General features: G+C 61.5%; 22 protein-coding genes. 13 read left to right on the top strand and 9 right to left on the bottom strand.

Going from position 1 to position 17,764, the window contains the following annotated elements:
- Positions 1-29: 29 nt before the first annotated feature.
- The gene (locus tag J2Z31_RS05965) at positions 30-668 is read right to left on the bottom strand and encodes a UdgX family uracil-DNA binding protein (RefSeq protein ID WP_209600928.1); all 639 of its coding nucleotides are present in this window, start codon (positions 666-668) and stop codon (positions 30-32) included.
- Positions 665-2,470 (bottom strand): malto-oligosyltrehalose trehalohydrolase, encoded by a 1,806-nt coding sequence (gene treZ / locus J2Z31_RS05960; RefSeq protein WP_268828418.1) that lies wholly within the window; start codon positions 2,468-2,470, stop codon positions 665-667. Before treZ ends, J2Z31_RS05965 begins: the two co-directional genes overlap by 4 nt.
- A 251-nt stretch (positions 2,471-2,721) precedes the next feature.
- Between treZ and glgX the strand changes: the two genes are divergently transcribed.
- The 8 genes from glgX (at position 2,722) to J2Z31_RS05920 (ending at position 8,185) form a co-directional block, all read left to right on the top strand.
- Positions 2,722-4,788 carry a glycogen debranching protein GlgX gene (gene glgX, locus J2Z31_RS05955; protein ID WP_209600926.1) on the top strand — a complete coding sequence of 689 codons (2,067 nt, stop codon included), beginning with the start codon at positions 2,722-2,724 and terminating at the stop codon, positions 4,786-4,788.
- Positions 4,789-4,871: 83 nt separating this feature from the next.
- Complete coding sequence (locus J2Z31_RS05950; protein ID WP_209600925.1) at positions 4,872-5,102, top strand: DUF2934 domain-containing protein; 231 nt, start codon at positions 4,872-4,874, stop codon at positions 5,100-5,102.
- A 15-nt stretch (positions 5,103-5,117) separates the two neighbouring features.
- Positions 5,118-5,543 carry a CBS domain-containing protein gene (locus J2Z31_RS05945; protein ID WP_209600924.1) on the top strand — a complete coding sequence of 142 codons (426 nt, stop codon included), beginning with the start codon at positions 5,118-5,120 and terminating at the stop codon, positions 5,541-5,543.
- A gap of 354 nt (positions 5,544-5,897) precedes the next feature.
- Complete coding sequence (locus J2Z31_RS05940; protein ID WP_209600923.1) at positions 5,898-6,365, top strand: CBS domain-containing protein; 468 nt, start codon at positions 5,898-5,900, stop codon at positions 6,363-6,365.
- The gene (locus J2Z31_RS05935; RefSeq protein ID WP_234939265.1) at positions 6,337-6,630 is read left to right on the top strand and encodes a DUF982 domain-containing protein; all 294 of its coding nucleotides are present in this window, start codon (positions 6,337-6,339) and stop codon (positions 6,628-6,630) included. Before J2Z31_RS05940 ends, J2Z31_RS05935 begins: the two co-directional genes overlap by 29 nt.
- A gap of 89 nt (positions 6,631-6,719) precedes the next feature.
- Positions 6,720-7,508, top strand: a complete 789-nt coding sequence (locus J2Z31_RS05930) for an SDR family oxidoreductase (RefSeq protein ID WP_408022010.1) — start codon at positions 6,720-6,722, stop codon at positions 7,506-7,508.
- A 210-nt stretch (positions 7,509-7,718) separates the two neighbouring features.
- On the top strand, positions 7,719-7,907 hold the full coding sequence (locus tag J2Z31_RS05925; protein ID WP_209600922.1) for a DUF3008 family protein: 189 nt from the start codon (positions 7,719-7,721) through the stop codon (positions 7,905-7,907).
- Between the two features lie 119 nt (positions 7,908-8,026).
- Positions 8,027-8,185: a hypothetical protein gene (locus J2Z31_RS05920; RefSeq protein WP_209600921.1), complete on the top strand. Its 159-nt coding sequence runs from the start codon at positions 8,027-8,029 to the stop codon at positions 8,183-8,185.
- Positions 8,186-8,309: 124 nt separating this feature from the next.
- On the opposite strand, the gene J2Z31_RS05915 is transcribed toward J2Z31_RS05920, so the two are convergent.
- On the bottom strand, positions 8,310-8,831 hold the full coding sequence (locus J2Z31_RS05915; protein ID WP_209601085.1) for a sigma-70 family RNA polymerase sigma factor: 522 nt from the start codon (positions 8,829-8,831) through the stop codon (positions 8,310-8,312).
- A 196-nt stretch (positions 8,832-9,027) separates the two neighbouring features.
- Complete coding sequence (locus tag J2Z31_RS05910; protein ID WP_209600920.1) at positions 9,028-9,405, bottom strand: hypothetical protein; 378 nt, start codon at positions 9,403-9,405, stop codon at positions 9,028-9,030.
- Positions 9,406-9,685: 280 nt separating this feature from the next.
- Between J2Z31_RS05910 and J2Z31_RS05905 the strand changes: the two genes are divergently transcribed.
- Positions 9,686-9,889, top strand: a complete 204-nt coding sequence (locus J2Z31_RS05905) for a CsbD family protein (RefSeq protein ID WP_209600919.1) — start codon at positions 9,686-9,688, stop codon at positions 9,887-9,889.
- Between the two features lie 205 nt (positions 9,890-10,094).
- Positions 10,095-10,334, top strand: a complete 240-nt coding sequence (locus J2Z31_RS05900) for a hypothetical protein (protein ID WP_209601099.1) — start codon at positions 10,095-10,097, stop codon at positions 10,332-10,334.
- A gap of 49 nt (positions 10,335-10,383) precedes the next feature.
- On the opposite strand, the gene J2Z31_RS05895 is transcribed toward J2Z31_RS05900, so the two are convergent.
- Entirely contained in the window at positions 10,384-11,355 is a 972-nt protein-coding gene (locus tag J2Z31_RS05895; protein WP_209600918.1) for an SDR family oxidoreductase, read from the bottom strand.
- Positions 11,356-11,531: 176 nt separating this feature from the next.
- Between J2Z31_RS05895 and J2Z31_RS05890 the strand changes: the two genes are divergently transcribed.
- Entirely contained in the window at positions 11,532-12,707 is a 1,176-nt protein-coding gene (locus J2Z31_RS05890; RefSeq protein ID WP_209600917.1) for a DNA topoisomerase IB, read from the top strand.
- Here the strand turns inward: J2Z31_RS05890 and J2Z31_RS05885 are convergent.
- The 3 genes from J2Z31_RS05885 to J2Z31_RS05875 form a co-directional block, all read right to left on the bottom strand.
- Positions 12,704-13,456 (bottom strand): BON domain-containing protein, encoded by a 753-nt coding sequence (locus J2Z31_RS05885; RefSeq protein WP_209600916.1) that lies wholly within the window; start codon positions 13,454-13,456, stop codon positions 12,704-12,706. The two genes, J2Z31_RS05890 and J2Z31_RS05885, sit on opposite strands and share 4 nt — an antisense overlap.
- 166 nt (positions 13,457-13,622) lie before the next feature.
- Positions 13,623-13,817 carry a hypothetical protein gene (locus tag J2Z31_RS05880; RefSeq protein WP_209600915.1) on the bottom strand — a complete coding sequence of 65 codons (195 nt, stop codon included), beginning with the start codon at positions 13,815-13,817 and terminating at the stop codon, positions 13,623-13,625.
- 23 nt (positions 13,818-13,840) lie between these two features.
- Entirely contained in the window at positions 13,841-14,077 is a 237-nt protein-coding gene (locus tag J2Z31_RS05875; RefSeq protein ID WP_209600914.1) for a hypothetical protein, read from the bottom strand.
- Positions 14,078-14,233: 156 nt separating this feature from the next.
- Here J2Z31_RS05875 and J2Z31_RS05870 point away from each other — a divergent pair, with 156 nt between their 5' ends.
- Positions 14,234-15,091 (top strand): SDR family oxidoreductase, encoded by an 858-nt coding sequence (locus J2Z31_RS05870; RefSeq protein ID WP_209600913.1) that lies wholly within the window; start codon positions 14,234-14,236, stop codon positions 15,089-15,091.
- A 127-nt stretch (positions 15,092-15,218) separates the two neighbouring features.
- Positions 15,219-17,198 carry a protein-L-isoaspartate(D-aspartate) O-methyltransferase gene (locus tag J2Z31_RS05865; RefSeq protein ID WP_209600912.1) on the top strand — a complete coding sequence of 660 codons (1,980 nt, stop codon included), beginning with the start codon at positions 15,219-15,221 and terminating at the stop codon, positions 17,196-17,198.
- A 109-nt stretch (positions 17,199-17,307) separates the two neighbouring features.
- Here the strand turns inward: J2Z31_RS05865 and J2Z31_RS05860 are convergent, their stop codons facing one another.
- Positions 17,308-17,631, bottom strand: coding sequence for a hypothetical protein (locus J2Z31_RS05860; protein ID WP_209600911.1), 324 nt, complete (start codon positions 17,629-17,631; stop codon positions 17,308-17,310).
- Between the last annotated feature and the right edge of the window lie 133 nt (positions 17,632-17,764).

Here is a 17,764-nt window from a genome sequence, read left to right as displayed (position 1 = left end):
GCGGAGTGACCGCTGAGGAGGCCGGCCAATTAGGCTCGGGCTTCGGACCGGAGCGAGGCGGCCATGCGGAGGTCCGCGATGAAACGCTGGCGTTCCTGCGAGGCATCCCCCCTTTCTCGAATCCGCAGCAGATAGGATGGGTGGATTGTCACGAGGATGTCAAAATCGCGCCCGGTGTGGATCGCTCGGCCGCGGTCTCGCGTGACCTTGGCCGAGCTTCCGAGCAGTGTTCTTGTCGCCGTAGCCCCGAGCGCGACGACGACGTCGGGCCGAACCTTTTCGAGTTCGGCTCCGAGCCACCAGGCGCAGCTCTGGATCTCGCCCGCATTGGGCTTCGAATGGATTCGCCGCTTTCCCCGCTGCTCATATTTGAAGTGTTTGACGGCGTTGGTGACATAGCATTCGCTCCTATCTATCCCCGCCTCTTCCAGGCACTGGGCGAAGAGAATGCCCGCGGGTCCGACAAACGGGTGTCCCTCGATGTCCTCGCGATCGCCGGGTTGCTCGCCTATGAAGAAGAGCCTGGCATCCCGGGGCCCCTCGCCAAAGACGAGCTGTGTGGCATTTTTATAAAGCTCGCAGCGCTGGCATCCCTCCGCCTGCTGGCTGATTGCGAGCAGCGAAGGCCCACCTGCATGTTCGCCGGCGAGAGCTGGGCCGAGTTTCATTGTCTTCGCCCGGTCCCTGTGTCGCCGCGTCTGCTTACGGCTGAGACCTCATGCGTGGCCACCAAAATGCCGGGCGCCCTTAGCGTCGTCTCATCGGGAACCCACCCGGCGGACCAGATCACGTGGCCCTCGGTTCCGGGGACCCTCTGTTCCGCATCGGAGAGATTCAGCCTCAACTGAAGCTTCGCGCCCGGAAAACGCCAATCTATTGCGACAACGCCATCAGGCGTCGGATGGACGAGGACCGCTTCCGGGGGCGCCACGAATGGAACTACGTGGCGCATCCGCAGCTCTATCAAGGTGCGGAGCCTTTCGCGCTCTCGGCGACCGCCCTCGCCCTCGGCTCGTTTCCAATCCAGTTTGGATGACGCGAAGGTTTGCACGTCGATCGGGTCGGGCATGTGATCGACGTCCTCTGCCCGGCCACCGAAATTCGCCGCTTCCTCTGGGCGGCTTTTGCGAATCGCGTCCGCGATCTCACCTTGATAGTCTGCGAAAAAATGAAACGGCCGGGTTTCGCCGTAGTCGTCCCCCATGAACAAGAGCGGGATCTGCGGCGAGAGCAGGAGGAGCGCGGTCATTACCTCCGTCAAATCGGCGCCGACGAGCGTTCGCAGCCGCTCCCCGAGCGCGCGATTGCCGACCTGGTCATGGTTCTGCAGGAAGGCGACACGGGCCGGCGGCATCACTGGACGTTTGCCCTTTTCGGCGGCGGAGCACGGATGGAAGCCGCATGCCAGAACGTCTTTCAGGATCGTCCAGGGATCTTCCGCATAAGCTGTGTAATGGCCGTTCGCCTCGCCCGTCGCAATCACGTGGAGCGCATGATGCAAGTCGTCGTTCCAGTTGGCCGAGAAGTGCAGCGGGATCGCATCGGGCGAATAGGCGACGAGGTCCCGACGCCTTTCCTCGTCCTCCACGACCAGATGAACGTGCCTGTCAGGGAAAGCCGCGCCCACGGTCGCAGCAAGCTCGTGAAGGAACGTCGGATCCTGCCTGTCCTTGATGTGCCCGATGGCGTCCAGGCGCAGGCCGTCGAAACGAAAGTCCCGCAGCCAGTAGAGGGCGTTTTCGATGAAATATTGGCGAACGGCCGGCTCGTTGAATTCGACCGCCGGGCCCCATGGGGTCGATCGCCTGCGGTTGAAGAAACGCGATGCATAACGGGGGAGTGCGTTTCCCAGCGGACCGAAATGATTGTAGACGACGTCGAGCAGGATCATCATTCCGTGGCCGTGCGCGGCATCGACGAGCGCCTTGAGGTCTTCAGGCGTGCCATAGGCGATATGGGGCGCGAAATGCAGCACGCCGTCGTAACCCCAACCGCGGTTGCCGGGAAACTGGGCCACCGGCATGATCTCCAACGCCGTTATGCCGGCCCGCGCAAGTTCGCCGAGGCGCGGGATGGCCGCCTTGAACGTGCCTTCATCGGTGAAGGTCCCGACGTGAAGCTCGTAGATGACTGCTTCGCTCCAGGGGCGGCCGCGCCACTCGCCCTGCTGCCATGGAAAGCGGTTCTGGTCTGTCAGGATGGAGGGTCCCTCGAGATCGTGCGCCTGGGCGCGGGATGCCGGATCGGCGAGCCTCGTTCCGTCGTCGAGAGCGAACTGGTAGAGGCAACCGGCATCCGCCGGCACGACCGCCGAAAACCAGCCATCCCCTTGACGCTCCATTTGGACTTGGCGATCGGCAACCACGACATTCATCCGCTGCCGGTCCGGAGCCCAGATGCGGAACTCCGCTTGCCCAGATGGAAGAAGCCTCGGACCCCATGCTGTTATGGCAGTGTCGCGTGTAAGCATTGGCAGTTACCCTATGGCCCCGAGGGATGTCCGCGCTGTGCAGCGGTCTGGACGACATGCACACGAAAAGGAGCCAAAGCGCGTCCCAAGCGCGAACGTGCTCTAACAACCCGGACCCTGTTGCAAAGTTCCGACCCTCGGGCGGCGCTAACCTTACAAGGCCGGAACAATCGCGGTCGCAGTGCGTTCGCACCTCACGCTGTATTCTCTCTATTGTTGGTCTTGCTTTAATTCGAAGGTCGAACTTCCCCATGGATCTCTCCTTCTCGAAGTTGGACTTCCTCAAGCCTGAGCTTGGAGCCGAGTACATAGGCGATGGCACGCACTTCGCGCTTTTTTCAGCCCATGCGGAAAGGGTCGACCTTTGCCTGTTCTCTGACGACGGACGCGAGGAGATTGTCCGACTTCCCCTGCCGACACGCGAAGGCGACGTATGGTCCGGCTTCCTCCCCGGGGCCGGCCCTGGCACTATCTACGGATATCGCGTGCACGGCCCCTACGATCCGAAGAACGGGCACCGCTTCAATCCAAATAAGCTGCTTCTCGATCCCTATGCCAAACAGATCTTCGGGCAGCTGACGTGGCATGATGCCCTGTTCGGCTATTGTGTCGGGCACGAGGAAGCCGACCTGAGCTTCGATGAACGCGACAGCGCTCCATATACAGTCAGGGCCGTCGTGCAGGATCCCGAGTTCGACTGGGAGGGCGAGCAGGCGATCCGGCGCCCTTGGACGGACACGGTAATCTATGAGGCGCATATTCGCGGCTTGACATTGATGCATCCGGCCATACCGGAGCACGAACGCGGTACCTTCCGGGCGATGGCGCACCCCGCGATTATCGAGCACCTGTCGAAGCTCGGCGTAACGGCGGTGGAGCTCCTGCCGGTCCAATACTTCCTCGATGATCGCTACCTGGTCGAAAGGGGCTTGCGCAACTATTGGGGCTATCAGCCGCTCGGCTATTTCGCTCCGGCCCGTCGCTATCTCTCCAACGGAAACATCCAGGAGTTCAAATCGATGGTGAAGGCCTTCCACGCCGCGGGCATCGAAGTGATCATGGATGTGGTCTACAACCACACGGGCGAAGGTTCCGAGCTCGGCCCGACCTTGGCTTTTCGCGGCATCGACAACCTGAGCTATTATCGGCAGTCGCCCGATGGCAGGCACACATTCGATACGACAGGCACCGGCAATACGCTCAACGTCGCTCATCCCATGGTGCTTCGGATGGTCCTCGACAGTTTGCGTTACTGGGTTACCGCGATGCATGTGGATGGCTTTCGGTTCGATTTGGCGAGCGCGCTCGGCCGGGAACAGATTGAATTCGACCGGGAGGGCGGTTTCTTCGACGCCATTCGCCAGGACCCGGTTCTCGCCGGTGTGAAATTGATTGCCGAGCCGTGGGACATAGGAGACGGCGGCTATCAGCTCGGCGGGTTTCCGCCGCCCTTTCGGGAATGGAACGACCGGTTTCGCGACGATGTGCGTCGCTACTGGAGGCGCGATGCCGACCAACTGCCTGCCCTCGCGCAGCGGCTCGTGGGCTCCCCGACCGAATTCAACCACTCCGGACGCGTGGCGACCTCATCCGTCAATCTGGTCAGCGCTCATGACGGGTTCACGCTCACCGACACGGTGTCCTTCAACGAACGGCACAACGAGGCGAACGGCGAGGACAACCGGGACGGACATGCGGACAATTGTTCGGACAATCTCGGCGTCGAGGGCGCCACCGACAACGAGGCTATCCTCGCGGCCCGCTCGCGCCGGCGCCGAGCGATGATGGCGACCCTGATGCTCTGCCAGGGCGTGCCGATGGTGCTTGGCGGAGACGAGATCGGCAACAGCCAGCGCGGCAACAACAACTGCTATTGCCAGGACAATGAAATCGGCTGGGTCGATTGGCCTGGCAGCGATCAAGATTTCCTTGCTTATTGCCGAGCGCTGATCGCCTTGCGGCTTGCGAACCCGCTTCTTCGCCAGGACAGCTTCCTGACTGGGGAACTGGTCACGTGGCTGCGTCCCGACGGGCAAGCCATGACGGAGGAAGACTGGCATCAGGCGGAACAGCAGACAATCGGGGTCCATCTGCACGATGCAGGCGATCAGGCCGATCTGCTTCTCATCTTCAATGCTGGGGTCGATTGTCGCTTTTCGATGCCTGGACCCGGAGAGGGCCGGCGATGGCACCGGGTGTTTGACAGCGCGACTGCAAGCTTTCGAGCCCGGGATGCCTCCGACGTCGAGGATATAATCGAGCAAAGCGCAGTCGTATTCGCAGCTAAAAGCGCCCATTCGCTGGCCAGTGACGCGTAGCCGCAGTCCCCGCCATTCGTCACGGAACAAATGACGGACTCGGTCGTTGGCATTCGGGCAGCTAACCCACTCGGAGATCGGAAATGGATGACAGAGAGGAACTCATCCGCCGTCGGGCCTATGCCATTTGGGAGCAGGAAGGTCGGCCGGAGGGGCAGGACAAGCGGCATTGGGAGCAAGCCAGTCGCGAGATGACGCGCGGCGATGCACCCAGCCCGATGGAAGAGACGGAAGGTGCCACCGGCGCACTGAATCCGCCTGCGAGCCCTCCGCCCCGTCGAGAGGCGGATAATTCCGATGCCGGTCAGGTATAATGAGGAGTATCGAAAATGCGTGTAGCAGACGTGATGACGAAGAATGTTCATGTTGTGAGCCCGCAGGACACGGTGGCGGCGGTTGCTCAGCACATGGCCGAGAACGATATCGGCTTCCTGCCGGTTGGCGACAATGACCGGCTGGTCGGGATGATCACCGACCGCGACATTGTGGTCCGGTGCGTCGCCCACGGCCGCGACGCCAGTACGCGCGTCGCGGACGTGATGACATCCGACGTCAAATACTGTTTCGACGATGAGGAACTCTCAGACGTCGCACATAACATGGGCGATGAACAGGTCCGCCGCATGCCGGTGGTCAATCGCGCCAAGCGCCTCGTCGGCGTGATATCGCTTGCGGACGCCGCTCATGCCGACCCGTCGCTGGCGGGCGTAGGCCTGCAAGGCGTGACTGAGCCGGGCGGGACTCACAATCAATAGTCCAAAACCGCTCGCTCACAGCATTTGATGCAGAGGCGCCCCGGTCAAAGGGGCGCCGCGGCCGATCTCGCGCTAAATTCAGTTTTTGCGGCGAAATGCGGCAACCGAGGGAACTAACGCCTCGTCGGCACGTTGGCTGAGCGTTCATCCCAACCGCAAAGGAGACCGCGATGCGACAGAAGTTGAAGCGCGCCGCACCAAGACAGACTAACCCCGGCACGCTGGAAGCTCGCCGCCGCAGGAACTCGGCCGAAGCTCAGGTTATCGTGCCTCAGCAGGTGGACTTACCCCTGCCGACGCCTCCTTCCGAAGAGATCAAGGTTCCGGCATCGGTCGACGGCAGGAGTCTAAGCAATGGACGGCCGTGACGCGTTCACCACCGTGGCATCACTGATGACGCCAACTGTGTACACGATATCGATGGACGACTCCGCGCAGTCCGCAGCGCGGCTCATGGCCGAGACGGGGGTGGGGTTTCTCCCCGTGGAGTTTCCGCCCGTCGGCGCAATCCTTGGCGTCATCTCCGACAGAGACATCGTCGTATCCGTCCTGGCAAAGGGGCTGTCAACGACGGTGGCCGTTCGCGAATTCATGGTCGTTTCGCCGGAAACCTGCTCGCCAAGCGACAGCGTTCTGACTGCTGCGCAAAAGATGGCGAACTGCGGAATCCGGCGCCTGGTGGTCGTTGACGAAAACCGCCACGCCGCCGGCGTTCTGGCATTGGCGGATATTGCCAGAGTTTATCCGGAGGTCAGCGCTGTAGTAATGGCGGCAGCGGCGGAGGAGAGGCGCAATGCAGCGGCGAAACAGCAATATGGTTGAGTTGAATGTCGATCGTCTGTGGGACGAGCCGGTGATCCTTGAAGAGGATGACCGCGTACTCCGGGTACAAAGCACAAGGGATGCGCTGCTGTGTCTCAAGAACCACTGGCCTCAGACCACAGGCTCCGGCCGTGAAACGGCCCTTTCCGAGTGCATCGCGGCATTGAACGGGGACGCTTCTCCAGCCGTCGCTCAATCGGCATTCCTCGATGCCGCGATGGAAGCGGGATTTCGCGTGAACCGCTGGCCCCGCGAAGACTCTTGAACGGCAAGCGCTGCCCCTCATTTTTTTGCGAACGCGCGAGCTGGACGCGTTGACCCGGCTCGCGTGAGCCTGAGCGAGGAATCTCAGCGGTGAAAGCGCCAATATCGAAACGTGTAGCACTGGTAACCGGCGCCGGCTCCGGCATAGGCAGGGCGGTCGCATTGAAGCTCGCCGAAGATGGCATCGCCGTGGCGGCGCTCGCACGGTCTCCGGAGGAGACTGCGGCTACCGTCGAAGCGATACGCTCACGCGGCGGCGAGGCTCTTGCGCTTATCGCAGACGTGGCGGATGAGCGCCGAATGCGGGTGGCGATCGAACAGCTGATCACAGATATGGGGCGGCTCGATGTCGTCGTCGCGAATGCCGGGATCAACGGGGTCTGGGCGCCGATCGACGATCTCAAGCCGCATGAGTGGGACGAGACGATCGCAACCAATCTGCGCGGCACATATCTCACCTTTCACCTCTGTGTGCCGCATCTGAAGGCGGCCGGCGGCGGCACGATCGTCGTCGTATCCTCGATCAATGGCACCCGCACGTTCACGACGCCGGGCGCCACAGCCTACGCAGCAACAAAGGCGGCTCAGGTCGCCATGGTGCAGCAATTGGCGCTAGAGCTCGGCAAGCACCGTATCCGCGTCAACGCCGTTTGCCCCGGCGCGATCAAGACCAATATCCTCGACAGTACCGACCTGCGCGCTCCTGACGAAACTTCCGTCCCGGTAGAATGGCCGGAAGGCGACGTGCCGCTTACGGGCGGTGAGCCCGGGGAAGCGGAAGACGTGGCCGACGTCATCTGCTTCCTCGTTTCGGACGCGGCTCGCCACGTGACCGGGAGCCCAGTTTGGGTAGACGGCGGTCAAGGGCTGTTGCGCTGATCGTACTCCCTGAAATTCCTCCTAACCGAAACGTGCACTCTCTATCCGGAGTACATGCGGCGGTCACCCAAAATCCGACCGAATGCCCTGGTTCGTTTGACCAACTCGAGCGAATACAACTTCTCTTCCCCACGGACGAATTCAGGGGAACATAATCAACGCTCGCCGGTTCCAGTGCCGCTCCAGCGTCATGCTGAAGGAGGAATTGAAATGCCTGCAAAATCGAAGGCGCAGCAAATGGCTGCCGGCGCTGCCCTTGCTGCCAAGCGTGGCGAGAAGAAGAAAAGCGAACTCAAAGGCGCTTCGAAGGGAATGGTTCAATCCATGAGCGAAAAGGAACTGAAGGAGATGGCTTCGACCAAGCGCAAGGGCAAGCCGCAGCATGCCTCGAAATCCTAAGTAAGCTGGTCGTCTGCCGGCCATGGACGCGCGTGACCCGATGCCCACTCATTTCGAATTTACACCAGGAGCCTGGAAGAATATTTGTCTTCCAGTTCTGCATGAATGAGGAAGCGCGAATGAGTGACAACAAGGCGCCAGGGGAGCCGGCCAGTAGCAAGACGATCGACGAGCAAGTCGCCCTGCTCATGGACGAGATCCAGAAGGAGGCGGTTCCCGAGCGCCTTCTCGAATTGGCGCGGCAGTTGCAAAAGGCCCTTAACGCTCGGGCAAGATAACCCGTGCGCGCACCGTTTTCGGGCGGAACACGTCTTCACCTCCTGAGCAGAACTTGGAATGCGATGGCTTTGGGGTCACTTGGGGAGTCGCCCGGCACTGTTCGGCAGAGACAGCGGCTCAACGTCAATTCAAGGGATTTCCGTGCATTTGGACCGTCAGCTCTTCGCGGGCCCGGCTCAGCCGGCTCTTGATCGTGCCAATTGCGCAGTCGCAGATGTCGGCGGCTTCCTTGTAACTCATTCCGAAACCGGCAACGAGAACAAGAACCTCGCGATGCTCGGGAGTGAGTGATCCCAACGCTTGGCGAAGCTCGCCATTCAGGACCGACCATTCCTGCGAGGGCGCCGCTGGAATGGACAATTCCGCGTAATCGGTGTTCCCGGGGCTCTCGCGTTTGCGGAGTTTATATTGCGTGCGGAAAGCGTTGCGCATGATTGTGAAAAGCCAGGACTTGAGACTCGTACCGGGCTCGAACTGGTTGATGCTGCGCAGTGCGCGCAGCAAAGTCTCCTGCACGAGGTCATCCGCCTCAAATGACGCCGACGTGAAGGTGCGCGCGAAAGCTCGCAAGGCCGGGATCAGGTCAACGACCTGCTCTTCTACTTGCGGTGACGGCTGGCGCGCTTCGCTGATTGTGGCAGGCATATCGACTATCGTCCTTCTGCCCGAGGTAAATTTTCGGTAACGCGGAGGAAAATGCCTGTGTTGCATTTTGGTTCCTGTCGGAAGCCCGATATCCCCCGGCACCATGAAAAAACCTCGAATTGCTTCCGCCGGTCCGCAGCAAGCCTGGGCAGGAGCGGTTCCACCGCGAAATACGATGGTGATGACACGACGGCAATCACTTCCGGCGCCGCACACGGTCCGTGGGTACCGTCGAAACGGTGATGGATACGGGATCACTTGCCGGGAAACTATCCTCAAGTCCTTCGTCGAGCTGACTTTCCATTTCGTCGGCATCTTTCGTAGTGCGCGCGCTGTGCCGCATTTTCGGCTCGCCCACTGTGGTGCCCCCGTTTTCGATCGTTTCGATGTCCGTGTTTGCGAGTTCGCTGAAGATTGCCTTGGCCTGTTCGATCGCATTCAGCCGATTGAGACTGCGGGCGGCATCATTGCGCATCGAGACGGAAACTATCTCGCCCCGCTCACCGACGAATTCGACGGTAAATCCTGCCTTCCCGCCCTGCTCCGGGATGACTTGCACGCCAATAAGATGCATCCAATCGTCCTCCTTGGTTGGCTACTCCGGTTAACTGCCGGGAACGCTCATAGTTCCAGTCGCCTGCTTTCGTTCAGAACATCTGTCCGATGAGACCACCCACTTCGCCTAGCCGCGGGCGCGCCAAATCCCCGCTCCCCTCCAGCGGCCGCGGCTCGAAGAAGGACCATATTCCAGTCTCCTGCCCTGGTGAGCGGAAATTTCCAGCACCTCGGCCGAAACCAAAAGTCCGGCCACGCATTAGGGTTGATGAAGTGCGGTTTGAGAACAGGAGGGTCCAATGGATTGGAATCGCATCGAAGGCAATTGGAAGCAGCTCAGAGGTAAGGTGAAGGAACAGTGGGGCAAGCTAACCGACGATGACCTTGATGAGATCGACGGTAACCGTGACCAGCTCGAAGGCAAGATCCAAGAACGTTACGGAATAGCCAGAGACCGCATCAGGCAAGACATTGACGACTGGTACAACCGCCAGACCTGGTGAGCCAACAAAACAGTTGACCCGCGTCATTGGTGATGCGGGTCAATTCGCGAATTTCTTCCGGCACAACGGCCTCCCGCCGCGGGTGTCTTTGCGTTGCGGCAGCCGCTGCAACTGCTTCTGCATCAAAGTATAGTCACCGCGTTATTGGCGACGTTTCGCCGGAACCTTAGCGCGTTTAAGGAGTTGCTTTCTCAACGGAGGCAACATGACCAAGCTTGTTCTGACAGCTATTTGTGAACACAGTGGCGACCGGCAGCGCGAGTGCGAACGCGCGCTGAATGACGAGTTCGACGCCTTGACGCGAGCGGCCGAAGGCGCCGGGTGGTCTTGGGAAGAAATCGCGTTGGCGCTGATGGAATTGGTCGAACAATATGTCGTGGCAACCGGCACTCACAACGTCGCGCCCGCTCCAATCACTCCCTCGAAGTCGAAGACGCTGCATTGATCGCGGCGGCAGCCCACTCAAGTTACTGACTGACCTGCGGGCTAAGCCGTTAGCGCCGGCGCATTCTGGTGGTGATCACCAAGGCAAGCGCCAGCCCGGCGACGGCAGCTGTTGCCAGGGCGGCAGTGGGTATCCGTCTCCGTGAACGCCAGCCACCCTCTACGCCGCCAGCGATGGCAGGCGGCCGGAACAGGTTGCCGTGGCTCTTTTCTACGCGCGGCGCTTGCTTGAGATAGCGTGTGGTGAGGCGGGCGAGGAGACGTGCTGTGGTATTCGGCGCCAGAAGATGCGCAACGCGAGCCAGATCGGCCATCACGCCGAGGGTCATCGAAGGACGTGGATTCTGCGCCAGGCGAACGACGGCGCGAGCGACGCGGCGTGCATCATAGACGAGAGGAGGCACGCTGAGCCTGCGGCCCGTATAGTTCGCGCCGTGGGCCACGCCCGGCGTGTCGAGGAAGGTCGGATAGACATCGCAGACATGGATATCGGGTTCGTCGGCAAGCTCCGCGCGCAGCGCTTCGGAAAAGCCCCGTAACCCGAACTTGCTTGCGCTGTAGGCGGCCGCGAAAGGTGTGGAGGCGAATCCGCCGAGGGAGATCATGTTGATGAAGGTGCCGTGGCGCTGCTTGAGGAAAATCGGAATAGCAGCGTGCGCATCATGGAAATGGCCGATCAGGTTCGTGCTGAGGACACGGTCATGCGCTTCGATCGGGGTCTCCTCGAAGCGCCCGACGGCCCCGACGCCAACGTTGCTGAACCAGACGTCTATCTTGCCGAAGCTCATTGCCTTCTTTGCCAGGTTCTTCACGGCATCCGCATTCGTCACGTCGGTCGGAGCGACCAGAACCTCTGCTCCGAGCTCGCGACAGGTCTTCGCAACACTCTGCAACGCCGCCGCATCGCGCGCAGCCAGCACCAGCCGTGAGCCCTGCTTGGCAAATTCCTCCGCGGTCGCCTGCCCGACGCCGGACGAGGCGCCGGTGATCACCACCACAGCGTCTTTCAGAGCTTTGCGCATGGTTGTCTCCCGTCTGCCGATGAGTGCGGTTGGAACCTCCCGCGGTGGAATATGTTCCCGGCACGGTCGGTTGCGTTGCAGGTCGGTATTCGAATTCAAACCCGTCGAGGGACCTTACCAAGGCAGCATTGCGTTACCTCCCATTCGGCAGCTCCAGCAAGAAGAGACAGAGCCAAATGCAGTTGCACCTCAGTGAAAAGCGCGAGATCAGCGCAAGAGGCCGAGCCGGACCGCTAGGTGAAAGCAGCCGGCAGTCGCTCGCCGTCAAGCAGGAGATTTCGGCGGAAGATCTCGTTTATGTCAGCGACTGCGAACCGGGAATCACGCGGCGACGCTGCGGCAAAGGTTTCGTTTATAAAATGCCGGACGGGTCGACGATTATCGATCCGGCGGTGAAAGCCCGTATCGCTTCCCTGGGCATCCCTCCCGCCTATAAGAAGGTCTGGATCTGCATGGATGAGAGGGGCTACCTGCAAGCGACGGGATACGACGCGCGCGGGCGGAAGCAATATCGCTACCATCAAGCATGGCAAGCGCTCAGGAGTGCTGATAAATTCGCTCAATTGGTGCCGTTCGGCAAGGCGCTGCCCAGGATCAGGCGCACGATCCGGCGCCACATGGACGGCAAGCGGGAAAGCGTCCAGACAGTGCTTGCCGCGATGGTGGCGCTCCTCGACGAGGCGCATCTTCGCCCGGGGAACCGCGAATACGTCCAGGAAAACAGCACCTACGGTGCGACGACCCTGTTGAAGCGGCACGTCAGGCTGGCGGATGATGGCATTGAACTGCGCTTCACGGCAAAAGGCGGCAAGCGAGTCCGGCGGCAGCTGCGCCGCCCGAAGCTTCAGCGGCTGCTCGAGGAAATCGCCGACTTGCCGGGGCGCCAGCTGTTCGTGTGGAAGGACGAGACCGGCGCGCTGCGGTCGGTCGATTCGGGCCGCCTCAACCGCTACCTCTCGCAAATCGCGGGCCTCCCTGTCTCCGCAAAAACATTCCGCACCTGGGCGGGAAGCGTTGCTGCCTTTGTGGCAGCGCGGGCGGCACTGGAAGCGGAGCAATGCCCAACAGTGAAGGCGATGGCCGAGGCGTCGGCCACGGCGCTCTGCAATACGCCGGCGATTTGCCGCAAGAGCTATATCCACCCGCAGATCATTGCGCTCGCCGATAAGGGATCCACGGTCGCGGCCAAGCAATTGCGGAGGCCCGGCCGGGCAAAGCCGGAATTGCGTGCGGATGAGGCGCGGATGCTTGATTTTCTGTCGCGTGCCGAGCCCAAGTCTAAGGCCAAGGCGGGCCCCGGCTTTGAGGGCCCGCTTGCTGGGGCAGTAAGCACTCTACGCGCAACGTCCTAGGTGTTGCGGCCGCTTTCGCCGCTTGTCCACGCCGCCGAGGTCTCAGCACCGCGGACGCGGATGTTATTCTGCACGTTGGTGACGCCGGACACGTCCTCGGCGCAATCCTCGGCCCGACGTTTCGCCCATTTCGAGTCGACGAAGCCGCTAAGCGTCACCTCGCCTCCCCGCACCGAAACTTCGATGTCGGACGCGTCAAGTGCTCCGTCGTCGCTCAGGCGGTCGCTCACGTCTTCCTGAATTCGGCTATCGGAACGGGTGTATCCCTTCGGTCCGCGGCCGCGGTATTCATCCATCCTGCGCCTGCGCTCGGCGTCCTCGTCTCCGAACCAGGACGCGATCTCGTCACCGGCGCGCTCGAAGAAACCACGCTCCTCGTAATCCCGGTCGTAATCTCGGTCGTCATCCCGATCGTAGTCGCGATAGGAGCGCGACACATAGCCATACCCCGGATAGGCTCGCGGATAGGTTCCGCTACGGTATCCGTAGCCCGGCCCATGATAGTCGCGGAACGCGCGCTCCCGGTCCGACCAATCATACTCTTCTCCCATCCGACGATAGGCACCGGCGCGTCCAGTTTCCGCATCCGGGAAATATTCCGAATTTTCGTCGTCGGCCCCCCACGGATCGCTGTATCCACCGAAACGGCGGCTTCTGCGCCTCCGCTCATCGGCGCCATACCAGTCCCTGCCGGATGTGCCGTAGCGTCGAGCGGGATCGCTGCTCCACCATTCTTTTCTGCTGGCCATTTTTCTACTCCCTTTCGTTGTTGATCGAATCCATCGCCAAACCCCGGATCCGGCGCTCGGTTCCAGTTTGCAGGCGATTTCGCCCACCACGATTGCGATTTGTTGGAGTGAGTCCCCGACCGGCGCGATCCGCCGCTTGCGCCGGTCGGGCGTGGCGCCCCCCTTGCTATTCGCCTTTCTGTTTCAAGGCATCGGATAGCTTGCCGCGATGGGGATCTTTCAGGTTTTCCCCGACCGCGTCCCTGTCACGCTTGGGGTCGTCTTTCGCGGGCAGGTATCCTCTTGGCCGCGTCTCCTCCGGACCCTCCCACCTCGGCGACTGTTCCGTGGTGCCAGGCGGTCCCGGCTTTGGCGTCTTCATGATTCATCTCCCGGATTCGATTGTTAATCTTTCATGTTCGCTAAGGGGAAACGCTCGTCGGCGTCTTCCAGGTCCGTTTCGACCAGATACTCGTCCCTCTTCAGGCGGGTCGCTTCACGGGCGGCCCGTCGCCTCATGATTTCGTCGGGCTCGAGTGGGGGCTCGCCGGACCCGGGGTGCAGGTCACTATCCTTCTCGACACGATCGCCCATCGGGATGGCTTTCGTCGCGCCCTTCGATTTCTCTTCGCGCTTGGTCATGTCGCTCTCCATTGGCGGGGTCTCTTGCGGTCAACGCCAGCACACAGGCGAAGTTCCATTCCGGAACAAAGGAGGAGGGCCTGAGTTAGGCCCCGCGACCGTCGTTGATGCAAGCACGCGCTAACAGTTTGCCTTAATCCACGAAGGAGCCTCGAGATGGAGAAATTTCCCAGCCCTCCCTTTGAACGCCAGAGCCAACCGATGCCGGGCGCCACGGACCGGATGAAACCGCTTCCGGACCACGGGGAAAACACATACAAGGGATCAGGCCGGCTCGCGGGCAAGAAGGCCATCATCACCGGCGGCGACAGCGGCATAGGGCGTGCTGTCGCAATAGCCTATGCGCGCGAGGGGGCCGACGTTCTCATCGCTTATCTCGACGAGCACGAGGATGCCAAGGCGACACAGGCGCTCGTGGAAGAGGCAGGCCGCAAGGCGGTGCTCGTCGCGGGCGACATCCAGACCGCCGCACATTGCCGACACATCGTCGAAACCGCGATCCGCGAGCTCGGCGGCATCGACATCCTCGTCAACAATGCGGCCCATCAGGCCTCGTTCAAGAGCATCGAAGGGATAACGGAAGAGGAATGGGAACTGACCTTCCGCGTCAACATCCATGCGATGTTCTACCTCACGAAGGCAGCCGTGCCTCATATGCAGCCGGGCAGTTCGATCATCAACACCACCTCGATCAACGCCGACAGCCCGAACCCGACGCTGCTTGCCTATGCAACCACGAAAGGCGCCATCCAGAATTTCACCGCCGGGCTGTCGCAGTTGCTGGCGGAGAAGGGCATACGGGCGAATGCCGTGGCTCCGGGGCCGATCTGGACACCGCTGATCCCCTCGACTCTTCCGGAGGAGTCGGTGACGAATTTCGGCAAGCAGGTCCCGATGAAAAGGCCAGGCCAGCCGGTGGAACTCGCGTCCACCTACGTCATGCTGGCCGATCCGATGTCGAGTTACGTCTCCGGTGCAACGATTGCCGTTACGGGCGGCAAGCCGATCCTTTAGTGGCGTCACGCCTGCCACAACTCCCCGCGTCTAGAGCGGGGAACAATGCATTCCGATCGTGGTTCCACACGGTGCCGGGCGTTGCAGCATAGCCACGCGGGTCCGGCACGGCGGTGGGGTACTCCTCATGATCGACTATTCCCGTGCCCGAGAGCGAATGATCGCGGCCCATCTCTCCCGTCGTGGGATCACGAATCCGGACGTTCTCGAGGCGATGCGTAGCGTCAGGCGCGAGACCTTCGTCGAGCCCGGATACGAGGAATTCGCCTACGAGGACACGGCACTCTCGATTGGCCATGGCCAGACCATCTCCCAACCCTACATCGTCGCGCTGATGATCGAGCGCGCCGAGGTCCGACCGGGAGACATCGTTCTCGAAATCGGCACCGGCTCCGGCTATGCCGCGGCCGTTCTCAGTCGGATCGCCGGTCACGTCTATACGATCGAGCGCCACGCCGGGTTGGCGGGAGCGGCTCAAAGGCGTTTCGCCGAAGGCGGTTACGACAATATCGACGTGCGCATCGGCGACGGCAGCACCGGCTGGCCGAAGGCAGGGCCGTTCGACGCGATCCTGGTAGCGGCCGGCGGACCGGAGGTGCCGCACGCGCTGAAGGAGCAACTGGATATCGGCGGCCATCTGGTGGTGCCCGTGGGCCCGCGCGACGAGCAACGTCTCATGAAGATCACGCGCGTCAATGCCACCGATTTCGAGGAGCAGGACCTCGGCGGCGTCAGGTTCGTTCCGCTTGTCGGGGAGCAGGGTTGGAGCGATGATCTGGCGGGATCGCGCGTCGGGCCGAGGCCGGCAAACTCGCTCTCCGAGAGGATCGCCGATGCTGCCGAGGCCCTGCCCGATTTCGACGATCCCGCCTTTGGACGCCTGTTCGATCGATTTGCCGAACGGCGGATTGTCCTGCTAGGCGAGGCCAGTCACGGCACGTCCGAATTCTATCGTGCCCGCGCGGCGATTACCCGCCGGCTGATCGAGGCGCACGGATTCACGATTGTTGCCATCGAGGCCGACTGGCCGGATGCGGCCGTAATCGACCGATATGTTCGCCACCGGCCGGCCAGCGCTCCTAGGCACACGGCCTTCGAACGATTTCCTGTGTGGATGTGGCGAAATCTGGAGGTGAAGGATTTTGTCGAGTGGCTGCGCCGCCACAATGGTGAAAAAACGGAAGAGCCCGGGCGCGCCGGGTTCTATGGCCTCGATATCTACAACATGCGGGCGGCGATGGCCGCTGTCCTGGAATATCTGGAGGAGACGGATCCGCGAGCGGCGGCGATAGCGCGCGAGCGCTACGGGTGCCTCACACCTTGGCAGAACGAGCCCTCGACCTACGGCCGTGCGGCACTGACGGAAGGTTTCCGCAAATGCGAGGGGGCGGTCGTGAAACAGTGCCGCGAATTGCTGGAGAAGCAATTGCACGCGGGGCTCGAAGCAGGGGACGAGCTTATCGATGCGGCGCAGAATGCCCGCCTGATCGCCTCGGCGGAGCGGTATTATCGGATCATGTATTATGGCGGGGCCGAATCCTGGAACTTGCGGGACACGCATATGTTCGAGACGCTGCGGCATTTGCTCGATGCACGAGGTCCTAGGGCGAAAGCGGTCGTCTGGGCGCACAATTCACATATCGGCGATGCGCGCCAGACGGACATGGGAACAACACGCGACGAGTTGAACCTTGGTCAACTCTGCCGGGAGAACTACCCCGGCGAGACGGCTCTGATTGGCTTCGGCACGCATGGCGGGAGGGTTGCAGCGGCAAGCGACTGGGGCGGCAAAATGGAGGTGAAGACGATCCGTTCTTCCCTCGAAGACAGCTACGAGCGCCTTCTCCATGATACCCGGATCGAGCGCTTCCTGCTCGACTTCTCTCGCGATGCCGTCCTCGCGGAGCGGCTTCAGGAGCCGAGGCTCGAACGGTTCATCGGCGTGATCTACAGGCCGGAGACGGAACGGCTCAGCCATTACGCCTATGCTTCGCTCCCCAACCAGTTCGACGCCTTCGTCTGGTTCGACGAGACTACGCCGATAATCCCGCTTGGCCCGGAACATGCCGCAGAGGGCGTGCCGGACACATTCCCGTTCGGTCTCTAAGCAGCAGGATGAAGGGTTATAGGGGATTGCGCTCACACTCTTTCGCGACCGCTCTACCCATTGTTCGTGCCGTCTCATGCGACGCCAGATGACTGCGAGGTACTACAGCTCAAACCTGCGTTGAAATGATGTTGTCGACGCTTACCGAGCCGCCAATCACGCCTCGCTCAGCGCCCGTGGGCGCGGGGCCCTCCTCGATCACGCTGTAGAGCTTGTCGCTCCGGAAGGCGCTTGCCATTTCAGTCGTGACGCCTTCCGCCGGTTTTGCGTCGATTTCCATGAAATCGAGCTCGGCCTCGGACGCGACCACACGCGCATCGCCGCTTGATCTGGCAATCACCATGACCTCACCCTGATAACTGGCGTTTTGCCAATTCGGGTCGTCGGGTTCGGCCAAGGGAGTAAGCCGGTATACCTTCAGGACTTCTTGCATTTGACTTTTCGACCTCCGCCGCTGCCATGGCCGGGCGTCTCGCATCATCCTGCCTTCAATCTCCAGGAACTGGAATTGTTCCGAAACCGACGACGCGGCGGGGCTCCGCTGGAACAATCTTCCGAGGCGACGG

The sequence above is a fragment of the Sinorhizobium kostiense genome, assembly GCF_017874595.1.
GTDB classification, from domain to species: Bacteria; Pseudomonadota; Alphaproteobacteria; order Rhizobiales; family Rhizobiaceae; genus Sinorhizobium; species Sinorhizobium kostiense.
Note: the sequence above shows the minus strand (reverse complement) of the source record. Positions and strands in the feature narration are given on the sequence as shown.

Excerpts from the sequence above, each read along its gene's own strand:
- J2Z31_RS05890 (WP_209600917.1), top strand. The coding sequence starts at position 11,532 with ATGCAGTTGCACCTCAGTGAAAAGCGCGAGATCAGCGCAAGAGGCCGA.
- J2Z31_RS05900 (WP_209601099.1), top strand. The coding sequence starts at position 10,095 with ATGACCAAGCTTGTTCTGACAGCTATTTGTGAACACAGTGGCGACCGG.
- J2Z31_RS05865 (WP_209600912.1), top strand. The coding sequence starts at position 15,219 with ATGATCGACTATTCCCGTGCCCGAGAGCGAATGATCGCGGCCCATCTC.
- J2Z31_RS05920 (WP_209600921.1), top strand. The coding sequence starts at position 8,027 with ATGAGTGACAACAAGGCGCCAGGGGAGCCGGCCAGTAGCAAGACGATC.
- J2Z31_RS05870 (WP_209600913.1), top strand. The coding sequence starts at position 14,234 with ATGGAGAAATTTCCCAGCCCTCCCTTTGAACGCCAGAGCCAACCGATG.
- J2Z31_RS05860 (WP_209600911.1), bottom strand. The coding sequence starts at position 17,631 with ATGCAAGAAGTCCTGAAGGTATACCGGCTTACTCCCTTGGCCGAACCC.
- J2Z31_RS05905 (WP_209600919.1), top strand. The coding sequence starts at position 9,686 with ATGGATTGGAATCGCATCGAAGGCAATTGGAAGCAGCTCAGAGGTAAG.
- J2Z31_RS05950 (WP_209600925.1), top strand. The coding sequence starts at position 4,872 with ATGGATGACAGAGAGGAACTCATCCGCCGTCGGGCCTATGCCATTTGG.
- J2Z31_RS05895 (WP_209600918.1), bottom strand. The coding sequence starts at position 11,355 with ATGCGCAAAGCTCTGAAAGACGCTGTGGTGGTGATCACCGGCGCCTCG.
- J2Z31_RS05965 (WP_209600928.1), bottom strand. The coding sequence starts at position 668 with ATGAAACTCGGCCCAGCTCTCGCCGGCGAACATGCAGGTGGGCCTTCG.
- J2Z31_RS05915 (WP_209601085.1), bottom strand. The coding sequence starts at position 8,831 with ATGCCTGCCACAATCAGCGAAGCGCGCCAGCCGTCACCGCAAGTAGAA.
- J2Z31_RS05945 (WP_209600924.1), top strand. The coding sequence starts at position 5,118 with ATGCGTGTAGCAGACGTGATGACGAAGAATGTTCATGTTGTGAGCCCG.
- J2Z31_RS05935 (WP_234939265.1), top strand. The coding sequence starts at position 6,337 with ATGCAGCGGCGAAACAGCAATATGGTTGAGTTGAATGTCGATCGTCTG.
- J2Z31_RS05910 (WP_209600920.1), bottom strand. The coding sequence starts at position 9,405 with ATGCATCTTATTGGCGTGCAAGTCATCCCGGAGCAGGGCGGGAAGGCA.
- treZ (WP_268828418.1), bottom strand. The coding sequence starts at position 2,470 with ATGCTTACACGCGACACTGCCATAACAGCATGGGGTCCGAGGCTTCTT.
- J2Z31_RS05880 (WP_209600915.1), bottom strand. The coding sequence starts at position 13,817 with ATGAAGACGCCAAAGCCGGGACCGCCTGGCACCACGGAACAGTCGCCG.
- J2Z31_RS05925 (WP_209600922.1), top strand. The coding sequence starts at position 7,719 with ATGCCTGCAAAATCGAAGGCGCAGCAAATGGCTGCCGGCGCTGCCCTT.
- glgX (WP_209600926.1), top strand. The coding sequence starts at position 2,722 with ATGGATCTCTCCTTCTCGAAGTTGGACTTCCTCAAGCCTGAGCTTGGA.
- J2Z31_RS05885 (WP_209600916.1), bottom strand. The coding sequence starts at position 13,456 with ATGGCCAGCAGAAAAGAATGGTGGAGCAGCGATCCCGCTCGACGCTAC.
- J2Z31_RS05940 (WP_209600923.1), top strand. The coding sequence starts at position 5,898 with ATGGACGGCCGTGACGCGTTCACCACCGTGGCATCACTGATGACGCCA.
- J2Z31_RS05875 (WP_209600914.1), bottom strand. The coding sequence starts at position 14,077 with ATGACCAAGCGCGAAGAGAAATCGAAGGGCGCGACGAAAGCCATCCCG.